The sequence below is a fragment of the Acinetobacter sp. LoGeW2-3 genome, from assembly GCF_002688565.1.
In the GTDB taxonomy this organism is placed as follows: Bacteria; Pseudomonadota; Gammaproteobacteria; order Pseudomonadales; family Moraxellaceae; genus Acinetobacter.
Genome location: NZ_CP024011.1, coordinates 1,140,039 through 1,160,879, shown reverse-complemented (window position 1 = coordinate 1,160,879; position 20,841 = coordinate 1,140,039). Strand labels below are relative to the sequence as shown.

Below are 20,841 nucleotides of genomic sequence, written 5' to 3'. Positions count from 1 at the left end.
AAAAACTACTATACCGCTATCGTTCCAGTTTAAATACAAAACTTTCATGAATATTTTTTACAATTTGCATGAGTTTTTTTTATATAAAATTTGAGTGATTTATCACTGTAATGGGTTGTTCCGAGCTTTAAGACTGTGCTGAATTAGGCTGCGAATTGCCTTATGCCTTATAATGTCTTTAAGTTTATTTGGAATTTCATCCGTGAAAATCATTTTTGCAGGCACACCAGAATTTGCAGCCACTGCATTGGCTGCGCTGCTAAAAACCGACCATGAAATTGTGGCGGTCTATACCCAACCGGACCGTAAAGCCGGTCGCGGACAAAAACTCACTGCATCTGCGGTGAAACAGCTGGCGTTGGAACACAACATTCCAGTCTATCAACCACTACATTTCAAATCTTCAACTGAAGAAGGACTGGCAGCGCAAGCGGAACTAAAAACTTTAAATGCTGATGTAATGGTCGTAGCCGCTTATGGTCTGATCTTGCCGCAAGTGGTTTTAGATACGCCGAAATATGGTTGCCTGAATATTCATGGCTCTTTACTTCCTCGCTGGCGTGGTGCTGCACCAATTCAGCGTGCGATTGCCACAGGTGATGCCGAGACTGGCGTGACCATTATGAAAATGGCAGCGGGTCTGGATACGGGCGATATGATGTATAAAACCATCTGCCCGATTGAGCCACAAGACACTTCTGCATCTTTGCATGACAAACTGGCTCAGCAAGGTGCTGAAGCAACGGTGAAAGTGCTGGAATCAGAAGAAAGTTTACAGCACTATCTCGACAACCGCGAAGTGCAGGATGAAGCGCTTACGGTTTATGCACATAAATTATCCAAGGCAGAAGCTAAAATCGATTGGTCTCAGGGTGCTGTTACGATTGACCGCAATATCCGTGCATTTAATCCGTGGCCGGTTGCTTTCACGCCTATTGATGACAGCAATAATCTGCGCGTTTGGGGTTCTTTGTTATCTCAGGAAAATGCAGAAGGCAAAGCACCAGGTACGATCCTTGCGTTAGATAAGCATGGTGTACATGTCGCTTGTGGCGATCAAAAAGCTATTTGCCTGACTTCACTGCAATGGCCGGGCGGTAAACCGCTGAATCCGGTACAAATCAATCAAACTCAAAAATTACATGTAGGACAAATACTGGCATGAGTCATTACGAAGCCGGCACATCACACCTGAATTTACGTGCCCAGGTGATTCGCACCCTGCTCGCGGTACAGCAAGGGCAATCACTTGCCAGTGTTTTGCCACAACATTTAGGCAAAGTCGCAGAGCGTGACCGCGCCCTTTTCCATGAACTGGTTCTTGGTACCCTGCGTCAATGGTATGCGCTAAAAAGCGTAACTTTACCGCTACTGGTAAAACCGATTAATAACGATACGGTAGAAACCTGCCTGTATGTTGGTCTGTACCAGTTGCTAGAAACTCGTATCGCTCCTCATGCTGCAATTTCTGAAACCGTAACTGCGGTAAAACAGCTGGGTTATCAGGCTTTAAGTGGTGTAGTCAATGCCATCCTGCGCCGTGTTTCACGTGAAACACCTGAATTTCAGACTGCATTAAAACAGGCACATGGTTTACCAAGCTGGCTCTACAAGCGCCTGAAGAAAGACTGGCCTGAACAGCTCGTGGATCTAAGCACTGAACTGAAACAGGTGGCTCCATTAACCTTACGTGTAAATGAACGTCAGGTTAGCCGTGATGAATATCTGGAAATTCTGGATGAGCATGACATCGCTGCACATGCCTGCAGTATTTCCAAAGTTGGCATCGTGCTGGATGATGGCATCCATGTTCCACATCTGCCTGGCTTCGATGTCGGCGGTTTTTCGGTACAGGATGAACATGCTCAGCTTTGTGCGACTTTATTGCAAGATTTGAATAACAAATATGTGGTCGATGCATGTGCGGCGCCGGGTGGTAAGACGGCGCATATTCTGGAAAAATACAGCCCTAAAAAACTGATTGCTCTGGATCAGGACGCGAAGCGTCTGCTGCGCGTGCAGGAAAATCTGGAGCGTCTGCTGCTTGAAGGCGAAAATATTGAAATCGTTGCTGCTGATGCGATCACCTGGCAGGCAGCGGAACAACCGGACTGTATCGTGCTGGATGCACCCTGCTCTGCCATTGGTGTGATGCGTCGTCATCCAGATATTCGCCTGCTGCGTCAATCAACTGATATTGTCCAGACTGTCGAACTGCAAAAGCAGATTCTGGAAAATATGTGGCAACAGCTGAAAGTTGGCGGCACGTTGCTTTACATCACCTGTTCAATTCTGAAAGCAGAAAACGAACAGCAGATGGTTGAATTCTTTAACACCCATGTGGATGCTAAAGAAATCAAGATCGAAGCCGATTGGGGCATTGAGCAGATTCACGGTCGTCAGCTACTACCCAAAGCAGGTCAAGGCGATGGCTTCTTCTATTGCCGAATTGAAAAAACAGCTTAATTGATTTATTAAAAAGAAAAAGGCAGCTTCGGCTGCCTTTTTTATATTTGAGTTTTACTGCAAAAATTTAAAAATCACCAGACTGCTGGCAAGCGCAGCCATCCCGCTAATTAGGCCATACACCGTTTCATGACCTTTGGAATAACGCTTGGCGGTTGGCAACATTTCATCCAGTGCCAGATAGACCATCACGCCACCAATCAGACCGAAAATGATGCCATAGATGGTGGTATTCAGATACGGTGCCAGAATGAAATAGCCCAAGGCGGCCCCCAAAGGTTCTGCCAGGCCAGAGACTAAACTGGCAAGCAGAGCATAAGATTGCCGATGCGTGGCCATATATACCGGCAAGGCAATCGCAACACCTTCAGGAATATTATGAATGGCAATTGCGACCGCCAACGGCGCACCCAGCATCGGACTTTCCAGAGTCGCAAAAAAAGTTGCCATACCTTCCGGCAAGTTATGTGCCGTGATGGCAAATAAGGTCAGTAAGCCAGTACGTAGCAGCTGTTCCTGTCCTAGATCTTGGGCATTATTCTTCTCCAGGGTTTCGTGTGGATTGGGGACTAAATGATCCAGTAATAATACCAACACCGCACCCAGCAATAAGGCGAATGTTCCCCAGGCATAGCCCATTTTCGCGCCATAAGCCACACTGAAGGAATCAATAGATTTGGTCAGGATTTCAGTCAGAGATACATAGATCATCGCCCCGGCAGCAAAGGCCAGACCGAAAGACATGACACGCAGGTTGGGCTTTTTTAAAAATAGCACCAGCCCCCCACCGACGACGGTGGCCAAGCCGGCAAATAAAGTCACGGCAAAGGCTGTATAGACTTGTGCATCACTAACGGGAGCAATATCCATAAATCAGCCCATTAAAAAAGCCATTATCACCAAAGATGATAATGGCCTTCATTTAGAGCAACAATCAGTTTATGTGAAGATTGTTAGTCTTCTGGTTCTTCTGGATTTTTTGCCAGATGAATAACAGACAGTACCAGACCACCCCATAATAAAACGATGGAGAAAATCATCATAATCAATGCAGATGTATTCATATTCATTCTCCTAACTATGACGGTCTTTCACTAGGCTCAACAGAATGGCGCCCAGAATAAAGAATGCAATGGTGCCCCCACCGATCAGCCATAACGTGCTTGCAGGATAACCGCCATAGCCTTCTGCCATGATTGATTTCAGGGTTAAAGCCAATGCCAATAATAAAGACAATGGCGTGATCAAAGTCAGCATGAACTTCCAGCTGCCACCCAGCTTCAGACTGGCAAACTCGTTCACATGCGTTTCCAGCTCTTTCATCAATGGACGGCGGAACCAGGACAGTAAAATAATCGATAACAGACCACCACCAACAATACCGATGTTATTGGCAAAGTAGTCAATGATGTCGACAAAAGTAATCGCACTATGAGTCGAGAAGATCAAGGTTGAAACCACTGCCGAACCACCGGCAATAATGGTTACTGACTTGTTCTTTGACCAGCCCAGTTTGTCTTGGAATGCCGCGATTGGCACTTGCAGGATACTGACCATGGAGGTAATACCTGCCACTGTCAATGACGCAAAGAACAGGAAGCCAAACAGGTCACCGCCTGCGCCTAAACTGGAAATGATTTTCGGAAAGGCAATAAAGGCCAGACCGATACCACCAGAGACTACATCTTCAACTTTGGCACCTGAACTGAACGCCATAAAACCAAGCGCTGCAAAGACACCAATACCTGCCAGAATTTCAAACGACGAGTTGGCCAATGCCACCACGACGCCTGAACCAGTCAGGTTAGTTTTACGTTTCAAATAAGATGAGTAGGTCAACATAATCCCGAAGCCCACCGACAGTGAGAAGAAGATGTGACCAAAAGCTGCCAGCCAGACTTTATAGTTGGTCATGGCTTCCCAGTTCGGGGTAAAGAAAGCATTTAAGCCATCTACTGCACCCGGTAAACGTACCGCCTGAATCACCAGAATGGTGAACAAAATCACCAGCAATGGCATAAAGATTTTATTTGCCAGTTCTACCCCACGGCGTACACCACCGTAAAGAATCAGCATCACTGCAGCCCAAACAACTACTAAGCCAAAGAACAGTACAGGGACAAAACCGAAGGTCAGGCCCTCACCATTTTGCAGGTAGCTATTGAAGAAGAAGGCTTGCGTATCTGTGCCCCACTGCTGTCCGAAGGAATAGAACATATAGCTGCCGGCCCAAGACAACACGCTGGCATAGTAAATCCCGATAATCAGGGTCACCATCACCTGCCACCAACCCAGAGATTCTGCATTCATGAGTTTTTTGTAGGCCATCGGCGGTGCTTTGCGGAACTTGTGTCCGACTGCATAATCTAAAAATAGTAGTGGCAAACCGGCTGCGAAAATCGCAATCAGATAAGGAATCAGGAAAGCCCCGCCGCCATTTTCATAGGCAACGTATGGAAAACGCCAAATATTCCCCAACCCTACTGCAGAACCAATGGCTGCAATAATAAATCCTGATCGTGCTGACCAGTTTTCTCGAGTATCTGTCATAGAACACCTAAACTTTAGGCCTCTTTAGATGCTGCTTATTGTGGTTATCGCGCGAGCAAAAAAAGTACCAATTAAAATATTTTTGGGTGCTTAAATCAGAGCCGCGCCTTGTGAGCTTCAGCCTCTAATCAGCCTACGGTCAAGCATGTCAAATCCCGGATAAAAGCATCTTGCACATACTGTTCCTGCATATGGATTCAACAATACTGAGTTTTAAATGGAATTTCTGTAAATTCTGCTTCAAATATTTACTTTTTATAATCTATCGCGTGCAAGCGTTCAATATTTCTACAAATTTACACTAATTTACAAGGTTATATATTTAAAAACTTTTTGGAATATATTGTTTTTTAAGTATTTCTTGATGAGATCTGAAAATCAGTCTATTCCCACCCAGATTAGATAGTACAGCTTTAAAAAAAAGCGGATCTTAAAGATTTGTTCTCCAAAATCCGCTTTTCTCTTTTTGCAATGATCAGGCTTTAATCACCAGCATTCGCTCTTCCTGCATATCACGAATTGCAGACTGGATACCTTCACGGCCCAGACCCGAATCCTTCACACCACCATACGGCATGTTGTCGACACGGAAAGATGGAATGTCATTGATGATCACGCCCCCAACATGTAACTGGTTCCAGGCATACATCATCTTGTTCAGATTCTGGGTATAGACACCTGCCTGCAAACCAAAACGGCTGCTGTTGATGCATTCGACCCCAGCCTCAAAATCACTGTATTTTTCCAGAATAGCCATCGGACCAAAGACTTCGTCCTTATACACTTCCAGACCGTGGTCGACATCTTCTAGTAAAGTCGGCTCAAACATCACACCATCCAGTTTGCCACCACTGAGAACTTTCGCGCCTTTCTTTACGGCTTTATCCAGCCATTTTTTTAGACGCTTGGCTTCAGCTTCCTTGATCATTGGGCCGATCAAAGTCGTATCCAGATCAGGATCGGCTGGTTTGAGTTTTTTCAGCTTAGCCACCAGTTTTTTCTTCACATCAGCGTAGATATCCTGATGTACCAGAATGCGCTGCACGCTAATGCAGACCTGTCCGGCATGACCAAAAGCACCACCAATTAGACGATCAATCAGCGCATCGGTAATTTCAGTATCTGGCTCGATCATCACCGCGGCGTTACCACCGAGTTCCAGCGTAACTTTCTTACGCCCAGCCCGTGCTTTCATATCCCAACCGACCACATCGGAACCGGTAAAGCTGAGCATTTTGAAGCGGTCATCTGTCACCAGTACATCCGCCAGTTCACGTGGACATGGCAATACCGAGAATGCATTTGGCGGCAAGTCGGTTTCTGCCAGAATTTCCGCAATTTTTAAGGCAGATACCGGTGTCAGACTGGCAGGTTTTAAGACAAATGGACAACCTGCGGCAATCGCAGGTGCAATCTTGTGCGCGGTCAAATTCAGTGGGAAATTAAAAGGACTAATTAGTGATACGGCGCCAATCGGAACCTGTTTCACAAAGCCCTGATAGCCTGATGCAGCGGCGGTGACTGCCAATGGAATCATGCGGCCTGAATCGATCTGGCTCACAGAATCTGCAGCGATCTGGAAGGTATTGATCAGACGTTCTACTTCCGCTGCTGCAGCTTTACGTGGCTTGCCACCTTCTGCAATCAGAATCTCGGTCAACTGACCACGAATTTCATTAAAGCGCTTCACACAGTGCAGCAGGATTTTCTGTTTCTGATAAGGCTCCAAAGCCGCCATTTCCGCTTCGGCTTTCACTGCCGCTTTAATGGCTTTTTCCAGAATTTTGGCATCTGCCAGTGACACACGTGCGCAGACCTTATGCGTATATTTATCCTGAACCTCAAGCCATTCTGAAGTTTCCACAGGCTTACCTGCAACATAAAGCGGATAGTCTATTACTGCTCGGATTTTGGTCATGTCACGTCCTTTCAGGGTCACGCAATATTTCGATATAATTCATTATATGCCTAAGATCCAGTGACATGCGTTTTTAAAATGTAGACCATGGTGTAGATGGTTGAAAAGCCTGCTCTACAATTACCTCAGATACGACAAAATAAAATAAAAAAATGAAGTGCAACCTGACCAAATGATCCCCTATTTCCTGCCATATACATTTTGAAAATTATCTATATGATGCAGCTAGCCAGAAATATTAAAAATATGGATTTAGGTCATAAAACTGCGCAATTTGAGTTAAGCACAAGGAAATTAAACCTATGTACGCAAGAATCATTAATACCCTATTATGTGGACTGGCGTTCACTACAATCAGCCATGCCGATGTCATTGGTCTAAAAGCAGATGCCAGCTACTGGAATTTTGACGGTTATAGCCAGTCTGGTAATGCCAGCAAACATGATCTGGATCGTCAAGGGACGGTGCAGCTGTCTGTAGCTTTGGAACATCCAGTGCCATTGTTGCCAAATGCAAAAATTAAATACGTAAATCTCGACAGCAACAGCGAGCAAAGCACTTTGCTTAACGCTTCAGATATCGAGCTGAACAATATCGACTATATTCTGTATTACGAATTGCTGGATACCGTTGTACATGCCGATGTCGGTGTCGGCTTAACTAATCTGGATGGTACGGTGAGAAACCTGAATGCTGGTGTTGCGACCCAGTACGATCTGGATGAATACAGCCCACTGCTCTATGCAACGGCGGGTGTCAAACTGCCATTTACCGGTATGAGTGCCAAAGCTGAAGCCGTTTATAGCCATGGTAGCGATACTAAAAAGACTGATGTCCAGGCTGAACTTCAATACGACTTTGTTGACAATCTGCTAGTGGACGTTGGTGCCAAAGTGGGTTATCGCATCATGAAAATGGATGCCGAGCAAAATAATGCACCAGATCTTCAGCTCGAATTTAAAGGTCCTTATATCGGTCTAGATATGCACTTTTAATGAAAAGAATGGCTTACAGAAATTAGCTTAAATCCTGTAAGCCTAGGCGTACAACATAAGCTGTCATCTACGTCTTTCGAGCTTAATCAAGCTGCAGTATCTTAAACACATAGAGAGCAGGATGCTCCGAAACATAAAAACAAGAATAAGCAGATACACCAGGACGTGAGGTACGACAGGAGTTATACCTAGAGCACGAAATACGGAAAAGCCCCGATAGGATATCGGGGCTTTTTTCCATCTATTGTTTTTCTCTGTTGTTCTATCAGGCTTTTCTTCTATAAATGCTTACAGTCCTCGGCTAAAAAAGCAACATTGCAAAAAATGCCTTATTGCTAAGCTAAAGACCCCTGCAGATATTGAGATATAAAATTATGGTCAAGAAAGTTCTGATTATTACTTCAAACTCGGGTATTGAACACGATGAACTGGTTCAACCGCTGGACTTCCTGCAATCAAAAGGCTTCCTAGTCATTCATGCTGCAGAAAAAAATGAAGATGTTCAAACCGTAGAAAGTGATGAAAAGCAAAGTGCACAATACACACCCGATACCACACTGCATGAAGTCAATGTTGAAGATTATGATCTTCTGGTGATTCCTGGCGGTACAGTAAATGCCGATAAATTACGGATTAATGAAGATGCCCAACGCATTATTCAGTACTTTGCCGATAACCAGAAACCGATTGCAGCGATCTGTCATGGTCCATGGGCATTGATCGATGCAGGTCGGGTCAAAGACAAACACCTGACTTCTTATAAGAGTATTAAACTGGATCTGCAGAATGCCGGTGCAAAATGGGTCGATGAAGAAGTACACCGCTGCAATACCAATGGCTGGGTACTGATTACTTCACGTAATCCGGACGATTTACCTGCTTTTAATACCGCGATTGTCGAAGAATTGGAAGCGGATATGGATATTATTCCGTAATTCCAAACTGCCTTTAAAAAGAAACCCCAACTTGTGGGGTTTCTTTTTATTCTTTCTTATTTGGGAATACTGCCTTTCAGGCTTTTTAGATATTCCACAACGTCTTTATTGCCTGCCATTTCAGCCAGCTCTAAAGCGGTATAGGTACTGCGATGATCGACATCTGCGCCTTTGCTCACCAGCAGCTTCACCACTTCAAGATGATCATTTTCAGCAGCGGCCTGTAAAGCGCTATAGCCTTCTTCATCGGCAGAGTTGACGTCCAGACCTTCTTGTAAGCCCTGCTCGACCTGTTCAACGTCACCGACTGAAGCCCAGTACACCAGTTCAGGAAGATGAAGTTCTTCATCATCTTCAGGGATTGGGGAGATAGAATTGAATTCCATAATTTTCTACCTAAAAAATATCTTTATCTTGAAGAATATTGCCTTAAATTAATCTTTATATAAATCTAATAAAAGTAATAGATTTTTTCTTACTAACGTATCTTATCAAACCGGTTCAATGCATATTTGACATCTTCTTTAGAGTTCAATAAATACTTTCCTGTCGTATCTTTTTCAATTCTAATAGATAACTTATTACCTTGTGTGATTATTCCAGATTCTATTAATCGGCTAATGTCACTATTCGGGAGGATAATATAGTTATTTACAAATGACGGTCCTGAAGCTGATCTCAAAACAAAAATATAGAAAGTTGAAGAGGCATCTTTTGAATCATATGATCTCTGATTAATAGTAAATTTATACTGGTTGTTTGATTCAGAGATATTTGCCGTTTTAACTTGGATATGAAAATATTTATTATCTTTAGTCGCTACGATATCAATTCCATCATCTACAGTCATAAATGAGGTATTAAAACCAAAGAAAAGTAATTCAGACATTACAGCAAATTCGCCTGCTTTCCCTGTATAAAGCACATTTACAATTGGAGGAGGAGGAACAATTTCAGGAGTAACTCTTTTAATTTTAATTCGGTACATTCCTCTTCTAGGAGCACCTTTAGAATTTTTTGGTTTTACAAAATCTGATTTCGTCTTTTTCTTTGCAATGTCTTTTGCTAATAACGATGATACTTTTTTAGATAATTCATACAGAGGTGCACGTGTATGTGGATACTTTTCTACAATTGCTTCAGCGATTGCATCAACATGCATTTCTTTTTTAGCTTCTCTAAGAACTTCAGCAATCTGCTCAATTAATTCCATTACGTCCCCTCTAGTAAAATCTCTATAATTTTAAAAATATTTATGCCAATTATAATGTTAAATATAAAGTGCTTATAAATATTTAAACACGCTATATGACTATTTTTCTTTTGTCATAAAAAAGCCCCCTTTCGGAGGCCTCTTATTTCAAACTTGGTTTTAAGCTTTTGCTGCAACTGTATCCGCTGAACCAATCTTGTCAGCTTCATTTTCATGCATGATCAGTGCAACAGCAATCGCTGTAATCAGTACCGGTAAACCAACTGCCATAAAGTTGAAGTGTGCAGGCAGATTCATACCCAGTAAGCCACCAATCAGGATTGGACCTACAATTGCACCCATACGACCGATCGCAGAAGACCAACCAATACCTGTAGAACGTACTGCCAGTGGGTAGTACTGCGCTACATAGCTGTATAGCAACATTTGCGAACCGATTGACGCTGCACCAGCCAGGAACACCAAGATGTAAAGTAAGAACTGGTTCGCTGCAAAGCCCATTGAGCTCATCACAATCGCTCCCATAATACCCAGGAACATCAGTACTGGTTTCAGGTGGAAACGGTCAGCCAGAATACCACCGCCGACGATACCAACCACTGCACCTACGTTCATGACCATCATGAACATCAGACTGTTGTCCATTGAGTAGCCCGCAGCCATCATCAATTTTGGCAACCAGCTGCTGAGTGCATACATCGTCAGTAAGCAGGTGAAGAATGCTACCCAAAACAGTAAGGTATTTACTGCACGACCGCGACGGAACAGGCTGACCACGTTCGCAGCTTCAGGTACATTTTCTTCAGGTAAAGTGAATACAGTATTGTCTGTTACTTTTACATTCGGTGCCAGGCGACGCACGATACGACGTGCTTCAGGCTGTTTATTTACCTTCACCATGAATGACAAAGATTCAGGTAGGAATTTCCAGATCACAGGCAGTAAAAATAAAGGAATACCTGCGATAAAGAACATGATTTGCCAGCCAAAATCTGGGGTAAACCATGAGCCGAGTAAAGCAGCCATTACGCCACCTACGGCATAGCCACTGAACATTGTGGTTACTAAGGTACTACGCATCTTTTGTGGCGCATATTCAGAAGTCAGTGCTACCAGGTTTGGCATTACCCCACCAATGCCTAAACCAGCAAGGAAACGTAACATACCAAATTCAGTCGGGTTAGAGGCAAAGCCGCCCGCGAAAGTTAAACCACTAAATAGCACGATACAGATCATGATGACTTTTTTACGGCCAATCTTGTCTGCCAGTGAACCAAAAATCATGGCACCAAACATCATGCCTGCAAGTGCTGTACTGGCCAGCATACCTGCTTGTACTGCGCTTAAGCCCCAATCTTGCATTAAGAGTGGAAGCGTCACACCATTAATTGCTAAATCGTAGCCATCAAATAAGATAATGAGTAAACACCAAGCAACTACATTGAAGTGAAAAGGCGTAAATTTCGCATTATCGACTACAGAATTAACATCTATTTTTTCCGTTGTCATCGTTCTCATCTCCCATGAGTACTTGTCCATAAATCCTACTGACCATTACGACAAAACAGCCAGTTCGAGCGAATATACTGAAGCGGTTTTTGCGTCACAATAAGACCATAGTTAAGGTAAATTAAATCTTAAGAAACATACTTTTATGTGATTTATCACGTTATTATTAATATTTAAATACTTGTTTTATATATTTAAAATCTATTTTTAACTATGTTTTTTAGTGATTTTGACTGCGGAAAAATATATTTTGATTTCTGCGGAAAATTATGAATTTAAACGCTGAAACCCCTTATTTGAAGGGGTTTCACGGTTTTTAAAGACTAAAAATGAATATAAGAACCGGTGGGTCACTAAGCCTTGACAGCTTTAAGCTTCTGCTCTGCGACTGGATCTACATCAACCACGCGGTCTTTACGCACAATCAGTGATACAGCAATGGCTACAATCACCACTGGCAAGCCGACAGCCATGAAGTTCAACTGATGCGGTAATTCCATACCGAGTAGCATACCGATCAAGATAGGACCAACAATTGCACCACTACGCCCTACTGCTGAAGCCCAACCAATGCCAGTAGAACGAACAGTTAATGGATAGTATTGTGCTACATAGCTGTACAGCAGAATCTGACCACCAATCGCTGAAGCACCCGCTACAGCAACCAGGAAGTAAATCACAGGCTGAGGTGACTTAAAGCCTAATAGGGATAATGCCACTGCACCGGATAAACATAAGGTGATGATCACCGGTTTTAAGTGGAACTTATCCGCCAAAATACCGCCGCCTACAGTGCCAATCACTGCGCCAATATTCATTGCTAGCAGGAACATTAGACTGTTACCCAAGGAATAGCCTGCTGCCATCATCAGTTTCGGTAACCAGCTGCCCAATGCATATAGCGTCAGCAAACACATGAAGAAGGCTAGCCAGAACAGTAATGTGCTTGCTGTACGCCCCTGCTTAAACAGGCTGCTGACAAAAGCAGGTTCAGCAATTTTGATCTCGCTTAAAGCCAATTGAGTCTGTGCATTTAAACTCAGCTGATCATCTAAACGCTGCATGATTTGACGGGCATTGTCGTTCTTCTGTGCTTTTACCAAAAAGGTCAGGGATTCAGGCAAAAATTTCCAGATTAGCGGCAATAACAGTAATGGCACACCTGCAATAAAGAACATGATTTGCCAAGCAAAATTAGGTGTAAACCAAGCACCCAATAAAGCTGCCATTACACCCCCTACCGCATAGCCACTGAACATGGTAGTAACTAAGGTGGCACGTAAGCGCTGCGGTGCATATTCAGAAGTAAGCGCTACCAAGTTTGGCATTACACCACCAATGCCTAAACCAGCCAGGAAACGTAATAGACCGAATTCTGTCGGGTTAGATGCAAAGCCACCAGCAAAGGTAAAGCCGCTAAATAGCACCACACAGATCATAATAACTTTCTTACGGCCAATTTTGTCTGCTAAGGTTCCAAACAGCATGGCACCGAACATCATGCCTGCAAGTGCAGTACTCGCCAGCATACCAGCCTGTACTGCGCTTAAAGACCATTCCTGCATTAACAGCGGCAAAGCCACACCATTAATCGCCAGGTCATAGCCATCAAATAAAATAATCAGCAAACACCAGAACACCACATTAAAGTGAAATGGGGTAAATTTGGCCTTATCGATGACGTCATTTACATTGACTGTATTCATTGTCACGTCTCACCTCCTGTGAGTTTTCAATTTCATTGTTTTGAACCGCGACACATGACAATTAACTCTTTAATCTTATTTTTATTGATTTATCCCGCCATGCTTTCGCAACAGCCTTAGTTGAGCATGCTTAACTTTGCTCAAATACTATACAAAGGTCGCAGAATGGTGCAAAAAGCTAGACCCAGTAGTCCAGTTTTTAATCAATTTAATAACAGGTAAATGAAGGTATTACATGAATATTCTTGTTTTAAACAGCAATTATTTGGGTCATATATAAAAAACACCTTATGAAGTTCAGAAGGTATTTTGAAATTAGGATTAATAAATGACTAGATCTATTCCAACCATTAAGTAGCCACAACACTATATGTACCAGCAAACACCAAGAAACAGACCAGAATAGCAACCTGACTTAATAATGAGATAACAAATCCTTGTCTGTAGCTGGCAGCAGACAGGATATGTTGAAACAGTAAGCCACCAATGCCTAGCATGATCACAAAAGTAATCAGTTTATTATCGATAAATGATCCTACAGCTTGGGTAATGAAGCCATTAATAATTAAGGTCAACAAAATCGCCCAAAAACCAGTTCGCTCTGCCCCGAAGTATTCAGCAACGTATTTGGTTGGAAAGTAAATCAAAGCCAATAGAACAATTAAAATGAAAAGAATCTGCATGCTTTTTCCAAATTTATTTTTATATTTCAGTTTATTAAGATCATGATTATATCAAATTAAGTTTATTTTTTAGACGAATCATTATTCCACGCATAAAAAAGCCCCCTGGCTAGCAGGGGGCTTTTGGAATAATGAGCTGGCGATGACTTACTCTCACATGGGAAACCCCACACTACCATCAGCGCTAAGAGGTTTCACTTCTGAGTTCGGGAAGGGATCAGGTGGTTCACTCTTGCTATGGTCGCCAGCACAACTGGTATGCTTACTCGCTATGGTCTTCTCTCAGAGCAGTGCTCTTCGTGCCTAGCTTTCTTCAAATAGAATTCATTAACAGATGTATCTGAGTTGTCGTAGTTTGCGCTTTAGCGTTCACTAAATCAAGTTTTTGTCTGATCGTTAGATCAATATGAAATCAATTGATGCTCACTTCTTTCGAAGTTCGTATACAACTGCTTGGGTGTTGTATAGTCAAGCCTCACGAGCAATTAGTATTGGTCAGCTTCATGCATCACTGCACTTCCACATCCAACCTATCAACGTCGTAGTCTTCAACGGCTCTTTAGTGGACATAAAGTCCAAGGGAAATCTTATCTTGAGGTAGGCTTCCCGCTTAGATGCTTTCAGCGGTTATCCCTTCCGAACATAGCTACCCGGCGATGCGACTGGCGTCACAACCGGTACACCAGAGGTTCGTCCACTCTGGTCCTCTCGTACTAGGAGCAGATCCTCTCAAATTTCCAGCGCCCACGGTAGATAGGGACCGAACTGTCTCACGACGTTCTAAACCCAGCTCGCGTACCTCTTTAAATGGCGAACAGCCATACCCTTGGGACCTGCTTCAGCCCCAGGATGAGATGAGCCGACATCGAGGTGCCAAACACCGCCGTCGATATGAACTCTTGGGCGGTATCAGCCTGTTATCCCCAGAGTACCTTTTATCCGTTGAGCGATGGCCCTTCCATACAGAACCACCGGATCACTAAGACCTACTTTCGTACCTGCTCGACTTGTGGGTCTCGCAGTTAAGCGCGCTTTTGCCTTTATACTCTACGCGTGATTTCCGACCACGCTGAGCGCACCTTCGTACTCCTCCGTTACTCTTTAGGAGGAGACCGCCCCAGTCAAACTACCCACCAGACATGGTCCTCGTCCCGGATAACGGGACAGAGTTAGAACCTCAATATTACCAGGGTGGTATTTCAAGGACGGCTCCATGGCAACTAGCGTCGCCACTTCAAAGCCTCCCACCTATCCTACACAAGTAAGATCAAAGTTCAATGTCAAGCTGCAGTAAAGGTTCACGGGGTCTTTCCGTCTAGCCGCGGGTACACCGCATCTTCACGGCGAATTCGATTTCACTGAGCCTCTGCTGGAGACAGCGCCCCCATCATTATGCCATTCGTGCAGGTCGGAACTTACCCGACAAGGAATTTCGCTACCTTAGGACCGTTATAGTTACGGCCGCCGTTTACTGGGGCTTCGATCAATAGCTTCGCTTGCGCTAACCACATCAATTAACCTTCCAGCACCGGGCAGGCATCACACCCTATACGTCCACTTTCGTGTTTGCAGAGTGCTATGTTTTTAATAAACAGTTGCAGGGGCCTGGTTTCTGAGGCTGCCAACAGCTCAAGGAGCAAGTCCTATCACCGCCGGCAGCGTACCTTCTCCCGAAGTTACGGTACCATTTTGCCTAGTTCCTTCAGCAGAGTTCTCTCAAGCGCTTTGGTCTACTCGACCTGACCACCTGTGTCGGTTTCGGGTACGATTCCTGTTTAACTGAAGCTTAGAGACTTTTCCTGGAAGTATGGTATCAGCCACTTCACTGTACAAGTACAGCTTGCTATCAACTCTCAGCATAGAGCACCCCGGATTTGCCTAAGATGCATGCCTACAGTCTTCCACCTGGACAACCAACGCCAGGCTGACTTAACCTTCTCCGTCCTCTCATCGCATTAAACAGAAGTATTGGAATATTAACCAATTTCCCATCGACTACGCCTCTCGGCCTCGCCTTAGGGGTCGACTCACCCAGCCCCGATTAACGTTGGACTGGAACCCTTGGTCTTTCAGCGAACGGGTTTTTCACCCGTTTTGTCGTTACTCACGTCAGCATTCGCACTTCTGATACCTCCAGCAGACTTCTCAATCCACCTTCATCGGCTTACAGAACGCTCCCCTACCACTTGCAATAAATTGCAAATCCGCAGCTTCGGCATATAGTTTTAGCCCCGTTACATCTTCCGCGCAGGCCGACTCGACTAGTGAGCTATTACGCTTTCTTTAAAGGGTGGCTGCTTCTAAGCCAACCTCCTAGCTGTCTATGCCTTCCCACATCGTTTCCCACTTAACTATAATTTAGGGGCCTTAGCTGGCGGTCTGGATTGTTTTCCTCTTGACTACGGACGTTAGCACCCGCAGTCTGTCTCCCGGATAGTACTCATTGGTATTCGGAGTTTGCATCGGTTTGGTAAGTCGGGATGACCCCCTAGCCGAAACAGTGCTCTACCCCCAATGGTATTCGTCCGAGGCGCTACCTAAATAGCTTTCGGGGAGAACCAGCTATCACCGAGTTTGATTAGCCTTTCACCCCTATCCACAAGTCATCCCCTGGCTTTTCAACGACAGTGGGTTCGGTCCTCCAGTCAGTGTTACCTAACCTTCAACCTGCTCATGGATAGATCACCCGGTTTCGGGTCTATACCCAGCAACTAAACGCCCTATTAAGACTCGGTTTCCCTACGGCTCCCCTATACGGTTAACCTCGCTACTGAATATAAGTCGCTGACCCATTATACAAAAGGTACGCAGTCACCACTTGACGTGGCTCCCACTGCTTGTATGCATGCGGTTTCAGGATCTATTTCACTCCCCTCACAGGGGTTCTTTTCGCCTTTCCCTCACGGTACTGGTTCACTATCGGTCAGTCAGGAGTATTTAGCCTTGGAGGATGGTCCCCCCATATTCAGACAAGGTTTCACGTGCCTCGCCCTACTCGACATCATCATATCAGCCCTTTCGTGTACAGGACTATCACCCACTATGGTCGCACTTCCCAGAGCGTTCCACTAAAACTGATATGACTTAATGGGCTGTTCCCCGTTCGCTCGCCGCTACTGAGGGAATCTCAATTGATTTCTTTTCCTAAGGGTACTGAGATGTTTCACTTCCCCTCGTTCGCCTCATTAACCTATGTATTCAGTTAATGATACCTACCTTATGGTAAGTGGGTTTCCCCATTCAGAAATCTCCGGATCACAGGATATTTGCCGCCTCCCCGGAGCTTTTCGCAGGCTATCACGTCTTTCTTCGCCTCTGACTGCCAAGGCATCCACCACATGCACTTAATTACTTGACTATACAACCCCAAACAGTCGCTCGTACCTACAAGTAGTACTTCGCGTTGCGAACTTAATCGCCACAGTTAGAGTTTCATGAACTTAATCACTGTACAGCTTCAATTAGATTCATATACCAAAACGCTTGATTCAGTTTAATCGCTAGTACTCATTTAATCACTTCACAGTTACCTGTGTTGCTTTCAACGAGTATGAACAAATTATTTCAACTCAAATATATTCTGTTAATGATTTAATGCATCCTCGTCGGACTGCATTACTGTGATAAATCACAGAGGTTAATAACAACGAAGCGAATAATACGCCTCTTTATCACTAAGCTCTATAACCTAAGCACTTGATCGCTTATTTCTTAGCTCTTTCCAGTATTGTTTGATTACAGTGTAATCATTCAACCTCATTAATTTAAAAAGCAGTGCTTTTAAATTAATTCGTGGTGGAGACTAGGAGAGTCGAACTCCTGACCTCCTGCGTGCAAAGCAGGCGCTCTACCAACTAAGCTAAGTCCCCAGCTTATCAATAAGTCAATGTACCGTTCCGTTTCTGTATGAATTGCTTCGTCAGTAGTGGTGGGTCTGACAAGACTTGAACTTGTGACCCCACGCTTATCAAGCGTGTGCTCTAACCAACTGAGCTACAGACCCTCAGATACATCGTCATGAAGAACAACTTGTTGTGGATTCTTACCAATCGTCAATCTTTCGTTAAGGAGGTGATCCAGCCGCAGGTTCCCCTACGGCTACCTTGTTACGACTTCACCCCAGTCATCGGCCACACCGTGGTAAGCGTCCTCCTTGCGGTTAGACTACCTACTTCTGGTGCAACAAACTCCCATGGTGTGACGGGCGGTGTGTACAAGGCCCGGGAACGTATTCACCGCGGCATTCTGATCCGCGATTACTAGCGATTCCGACTTCACGCAGTCGAGTTGCAGACTGCGATCCGGACTACGATCGGCTTTTTGAGATTAGCATCTGCTCGCGCAGTAGCAACCCTTTGTACCGACCATTGTAGCACGTGTGTAGCCCTGGCCGTAAGGGCCATGATGACTTGACGTCGTCCCCGCCTTCCTCCAGTTTGTCACTGGCAGTATCCTTAAAGTTCCCGGCATTACCCGCTGGCAAATAAGGAAAAGGGTTGCGCTCGTTGCGGGACTTAACCCAACATCTCACGACACGAGCTGACGACAGCCATGCAGCACCTGTATCTAAGTTCCCGAAGGCACCAATCCATCTCTGGAAAGTTCTTAGTATGTCAAGGCCAGGTAAGGTTCTTCGCGTTGCATCGAATTAAACCACATGCTCCACCGCTTGTGCGGGCCCCCGTCAATTCATTTGAGTTTTAGTCTTGCGACCGTACTCCCCAGGCGGTCTACTTATCGCGTTAGCTGCGCCACTAAAGCCTCAAAGGCCCCAACGGCTAGTAGACATCGTTTACGGCATGGACTACCAGGGTATCTAATCCTGTTTGCTCCCCATGCTTTCGTACCTCAGCGTCAGTATTAGGCCAGATGGCTGCCTTCGCCATCGGTATTCCTCCAGATCTCTACGCATTTCACCGCTACACCTGGAATTCTACCATCCTCTCCCATACTCTAGCTTTCCAGTATCGAATGCAATTCCTAAGTTAAGCTCAGGGATTTCACATCCGACTTAAAAAGCCGCCTACGCACGCTTTACGCCCAGTAAATCCGATTAACGCTCGCACCCTCTGTATTACCGCGGCTGCTGGCACAGAGTTAGCCGGTGCTTATTCTGCGAGTAACGTCCACTTATCCTAGGTATTAACTAGGTAAGCCTCCTCCTCGCTTAAAGTGCTTTACAACCAAAAGGCCTTCTTCACACACGCGGCATGGCTGGATCAGGGTTCCCCCCATTGTCCAATATTCCCCACTGCTGCCTCCCGTAGGAGTCTGGGCCGTGTCTCAGTCCCAGTGTGGCGGATCATCCTCTCAGACCCGCTACAGATCGTCGCCTTGGTAGGCCTTTACCCCACCAACTAGCTAATCCGACTTAGGCTCATCTATTAGCGCAAGGTCCGAAGATCCCCTGCTTTCTCCCGTAGGACGTATGCGGTATTAGCGTTCCTTTCGGAACGTTGTCCCCCACTAATAGGCAGATTCCTAAGCATTACTCACCCGTCCGCCGCTAGAAATCAGTAGCAAGCTACCTATTCCCGCTCGACTTGCATGTGTTAAGCCTGCCGCCAGCGTTCAATCTGAGCCATGATCAAACTCTTCAGTTTAAAATCAGTAGTACCTTTAAAGGGTACCAATCTTGGCTCATCAATTTTCTGACAAATATTTCTCAAATAAACTTCGAGTAATTTCTACCATCAATCAATGAAAATAATTTCGATCGATCAACCAGTAAAAATCCACACAAGTTGTTCTTCATAATCTCTTAATGATCTTTCTAACATCTCGTCAATGCTAGAAGCTGGACTCAAAACACTAGACAACTCAGCGATCCGCTTCGTTCATCACCGTGTATCTCGTCGGTATGGGTGCATTCTAGAGGATTTCAGAATCATTGCAACCCCCAATTCACTATATTTTTCACGTATGTATCTTTTTTCTACGAAAATCATGAAAAAATCGCTTTTTTATCTAAATTTTGAGCATTTTTCTGAAATAAAAGCTGTATTCACTGCAATTCATTTTTTAATAGTGATTTTTATTAAGACCTAATAGCTCTCAAAAAGGCAATAATTTTTGATAAGTCCTTAGAATTTCAGCGCTGTATCCAGAATTTTCTAAAACTTTCTTATATCAGCTTACATATTTTACTGTTTTCTATCCAACTTATAGATATAGACCAGATCAGCAAAGCCATTCTGCTATTTTTATACTGGCTTTTCTTTTTACTTCCAGATTTTAAAGCGTAAAAAATCAGTAAATCCTCTTTATTCAGCTTTATATAAGTTATGACACCTAATTTAGTAGCTATATAAAGTTCGGTAGGATGTTAAAACGACTTAAGCTGCGTATTGGGAATTATGATGTCCTACCCAGTGATGCATGACTTCCTCAATCACTTCGTTCTTACCTGTATAGTCCTCAGCGGCAAATAACAATTTAGCCCGGCGTGGTAAACGCTCCTTGACCAAGGAGAATAGAAGATAGTGTGAGGCGAGATCGAGTTGCTGCAATAAAGCATGTGCTTGATCAAAGGATTTCTGTTTTTGTTCAGGCGTATCGTATTCAAATAGAAAACGCAAAATGAAATCGATTTCCTGATCGAAAATATCCTGAGTCTGATAATGGTACATAAACGCTGTTTACCCTCTTATTTTAAATTTACGGATCTTCTTTGAGACCTCATCTGATCAGCATACTGATAATTTTCTGGATGTCAGTATCTATCGGGCAATCTTCGCTGTATTTAAAGCAAATCAAAAATGTGATTGTTAAAAGAAAATATAGAAAGGAAAAGTGAAATTTAGGAAATAAAAAAGGAAGAGATCTCTCCCAAAATCTCTCCCTCGGAATTGAATCTTTACCCGATC

At 44.2% G+C, this 20,841-nt stretch carries 14 protein-coding genes, 2 tRNA genes and 3 rRNA genes; 4 read left to right on the top strand and 15 right to left on the bottom strand.

The window, feature by feature from the left end; genetic code table 11:
- Window positions 1-202: 202 nt before the first annotated feature.
- Together fmt and rsmB are read left to right on the top strand one after the other, a co-directional pair.
- Window positions 203-1,165, top strand: coding sequence for a methionyl-tRNA formyltransferase (gene fmt / locus BS636_RS05550; protein ID WP_099337884.1), 963 nt, complete (start codon window positions 203-205; stop codon window positions 1,163-1,165).
- On the top strand, window positions 1,162-2,466 hold the full coding sequence (gene rsmB, locus BS636_RS05545; RefSeq protein WP_099337883.1) for a 16S rRNA (cytosine(967)-C(5))-methyltransferase RsmB: 1,305 nt from the start codon (window positions 1,162-1,164) through the stop codon (window positions 2,464-2,466). The genes fmt and rsmB overlap by 4 nt, the downstream gene beginning before the upstream one ends.
- Before the next feature lie 54 nt (window positions 2,467-2,520).
- On the opposite strand, the gene zupT is transcribed toward rsmB, so the two are convergent.
- From zupT to BS636_RS05525, 4 genes are all read right to left on the bottom strand, one after another.
- Window positions 2,521-3,336, bottom strand: coding sequence for a zinc transporter ZupT (gene zupT / locus BS636_RS05540; RefSeq protein WP_099337882.1), 816 nt, complete (start codon window positions 3,334-3,336; stop codon window positions 2,521-2,523).
- Window positions 3,337-3,419: 83 nt separating this feature from the next.
- Complete coding sequence (locus BS636_RS05535) at window positions 3,420-3,530, bottom strand: methionine/alanine import family NSS transporter small subunit (RefSeq protein WP_004814066.1); 111 nt, start codon at window positions 3,528-3,530, stop codon at window positions 3,420-3,422.
- 10 nt (window positions 3,531-3,540) lie between these two features.
- A complete protein-coding gene (locus BS636_RS05530; RefSeq protein WP_099337881.1) occupies window positions 3,541-5,016 on the bottom strand; it encodes a sodium-dependent transporter in 1,476 nt (491 codons plus the stop codon).
- A 475-nt stretch (window positions 5,017-5,491) separates the two neighbouring features.
- Window positions 5,492-6,934: an aldehyde dehydrogenase family protein gene (locus tag BS636_RS05525; RefSeq protein WP_099337880.1), complete on the bottom strand. Its 1,443-nt coding sequence runs from the start codon at window positions 6,932-6,934 to the stop codon at window positions 5,492-5,494.
- 302 nt (window positions 6,935-7,236) lie between these two features.
- On the opposite strand from BS636_RS05525, the gene BS636_RS05520 reads away from it, so the two are divergent.
- Together BS636_RS05520 and BS636_RS05515 are read left to right on the top strand one after the other, a co-directional pair.
- A complete protein-coding gene (locus tag BS636_RS05520) occupies window positions 7,237-7,929 on the top strand; it encodes a TIGR04219 family outer membrane beta-barrel protein (protein WP_099337879.1) in 693 nt (230 codons plus the stop codon).
- Window positions 7,930-8,303: 374 nt separating this feature from the next.
- Window positions 8,304-8,864, top strand: coding sequence for a type 1 glutamine amidotransferase domain-containing protein (locus tag BS636_RS05515; RefSeq protein ID WP_099337878.1), 561 nt, complete (start codon window positions 8,304-8,306; stop codon window positions 8,862-8,864).
- Between the two features lie 56 nt (window positions 8,865-8,920).
- Here the strand turns inward: BS636_RS05515 and BS636_RS05510 are convergent, their stop codons facing one another.
- The 11 genes from BS636_RS05510 to BS636_RS05460 form a co-directional block, all read right to left on the bottom strand.
- On the bottom strand, window positions 8,921-9,250 hold the full coding sequence (locus BS636_RS05510) for an ankyrin repeat domain-containing protein (RefSeq protein ID WP_099337877.1): 330 nt from the start codon (window positions 9,248-9,250) through the stop codon (window positions 8,921-8,923).
- 92 nt (window positions 9,251-9,342) lie between these two features.
- Entirely contained in the window at window positions 9,343-10,077 is a 735-nt protein-coding gene (locus BS636_RS05505) for a hypothetical protein (RefSeq protein ID WP_099337876.1), read from the bottom strand.
- A 159-nt stretch (window positions 10,078-10,236) separates the two neighbouring features.
- Window positions 10,237-11,586, bottom strand: coding sequence for an aromatic acid/H+ symport family MFS transporter (locus tag BS636_RS05500; protein WP_099337875.1), 1,350 nt, complete (start codon window positions 11,584-11,586; stop codon window positions 10,237-10,239).
- Window positions 11,587-11,939: 353 nt separating this feature from the next.
- On the bottom strand, window positions 11,940-13,298 hold the full coding sequence (locus BS636_RS05495; protein WP_099337874.1) for an MFS transporter: 1,359 nt from the start codon (window positions 13,296-13,298) through the stop codon (window positions 11,940-11,942).
- Window positions 13,299-13,642: 344 nt separating this feature from the next.
- Window positions 13,643-13,975 (bottom strand): hypothetical protein, encoded by a 333-nt coding sequence (locus BS636_RS05490; RefSeq protein ID WP_099337873.1) that lies wholly within the window; start codon window positions 13,973-13,975, stop codon window positions 13,643-13,645.
- 134 nt (window positions 13,976-14,109) lie between these two features.
- Window positions 14,110-14,224, bottom strand: a 5S ribosomal RNA gene (gene rrf, locus BS636_RS05485).
- A 215-nt stretch (window positions 14,225-14,439) separates the two neighbouring features.
- Window positions 14,440-17,333, bottom strand: a 23S ribosomal RNA gene (locus BS636_RS05480).
- A 435-nt stretch (window positions 17,334-17,768) separates the two neighbouring features.
- Window positions 17,769-17,844: transfer RNA gene (locus tag BS636_RS05475), tRNA-Ala, on the bottom strand.
- Window positions 17,845-17,901: 57 nt separating this feature from the next.
- A tRNA-Ile gene (locus BS636_RS05470) sits at window positions 17,902-17,978 on the bottom strand.
- 61 nt (window positions 17,979-18,039) lie between these two features.
- A 16S ribosomal RNA gene (locus tag BS636_RS05465) occupies window positions 18,040-19,578 on the bottom strand.
- Together the 16S, 23S and 5S rRNA genes with 2 tRNA genes alongside form the textbook arrangement of a ribosomal RNA operon.
- A 732-nt stretch (window positions 19,579-20,310) precedes the next feature.
- Entirely contained in the window at window positions 20,311-20,604 is a 294-nt protein-coding gene (locus BS636_RS05460; RefSeq protein WP_099337872.1) for a hypothetical protein, read from the bottom strand.
- Window positions 20,605-20,841: the final 237 nt, after the last annotated feature.

What these genes read in the sequence shown, in the direction of transcription:
- rsmB (WP_099337883.1), top strand. Translation starts at nt 1,162, where the DNA reads ATGAGTCATTACGAAGCCGGCACATCACACCTGAATTTACGTGCCCAG.
- zupT (WP_099337882.1), bottom strand. Translation starts at nt 3,336, where the DNA reads ATGGATATTGCTCCCGTTAGTGATGCACAAGTCTATACAGCCTTTGCC.
- BS636_RS05535 (WP_004814066.1), bottom strand. Translation starts at nt 3,530, where the DNA reads ATGAATACATCTGCATTGATTATGATGATTTTCTCCATCGTTTTATTA.
- BS636_RS05530 (WP_099337881.1), bottom strand. Translation starts at nt 5,016, where the DNA reads ATGACAGATACTCGAGAAAACTGGTCAGCACGATCAGGATTTATTATT.
- BS636_RS05525 (WP_099337880.1), bottom strand. Translation starts at nt 6,934, where the DNA reads ATGACCAAAATCCGAGCAGTAATAGACTATCCGCTTTATGTTGCAGGT.
- BS636_RS05520 (WP_099337879.1), top strand. Translation starts at nt 7,237, where the DNA reads ATGTACGCAAGAATCATTAATACCCTATTATGTGGACTGGCGTTCACT.
- BS636_RS05515 (WP_099337878.1), top strand. Translation starts at nt 8,304, where the DNA reads ATGGTCAAGAAAGTTCTGATTATTACTTCAAACTCGGGTATTGAACAC.
- BS636_RS05510 (WP_099337877.1), bottom strand. Translation starts at nt 9,250, where the DNA reads ATGGAATTCAATTCTATCTCCCCAATCCCTGAAGATGATGAAGAACTT.
- BS636_RS05505 (WP_099337876.1), bottom strand. Translation starts at nt 10,077, where the DNA reads ATGGAATTAATTGAGCAGATTGCTGAAGTTCTTAGAGAAGCTAAAAAA.
- BS636_RS05500 (WP_099337875.1), bottom strand. Translation starts at nt 11,586, where the DNA reads ATGACAACGGAAAAAATAGATGTTAATTCTGTAGTCGATAATGCGAAA.
- BS636_RS05490 (WP_099337873.1), bottom strand. Translation starts at nt 13,975, where the DNA reads ATGCAGATTCTTTTCATTTTAATTGTTCTATTGGCTTTGATTTACTTT.
- BS636_RS05460 (WP_099337872.1), bottom strand. Translation starts at nt 20,604, where the DNA reads ATGTACCATTATCAGACTCAGGATATTTTCGATCAGGAAATCGATTTC.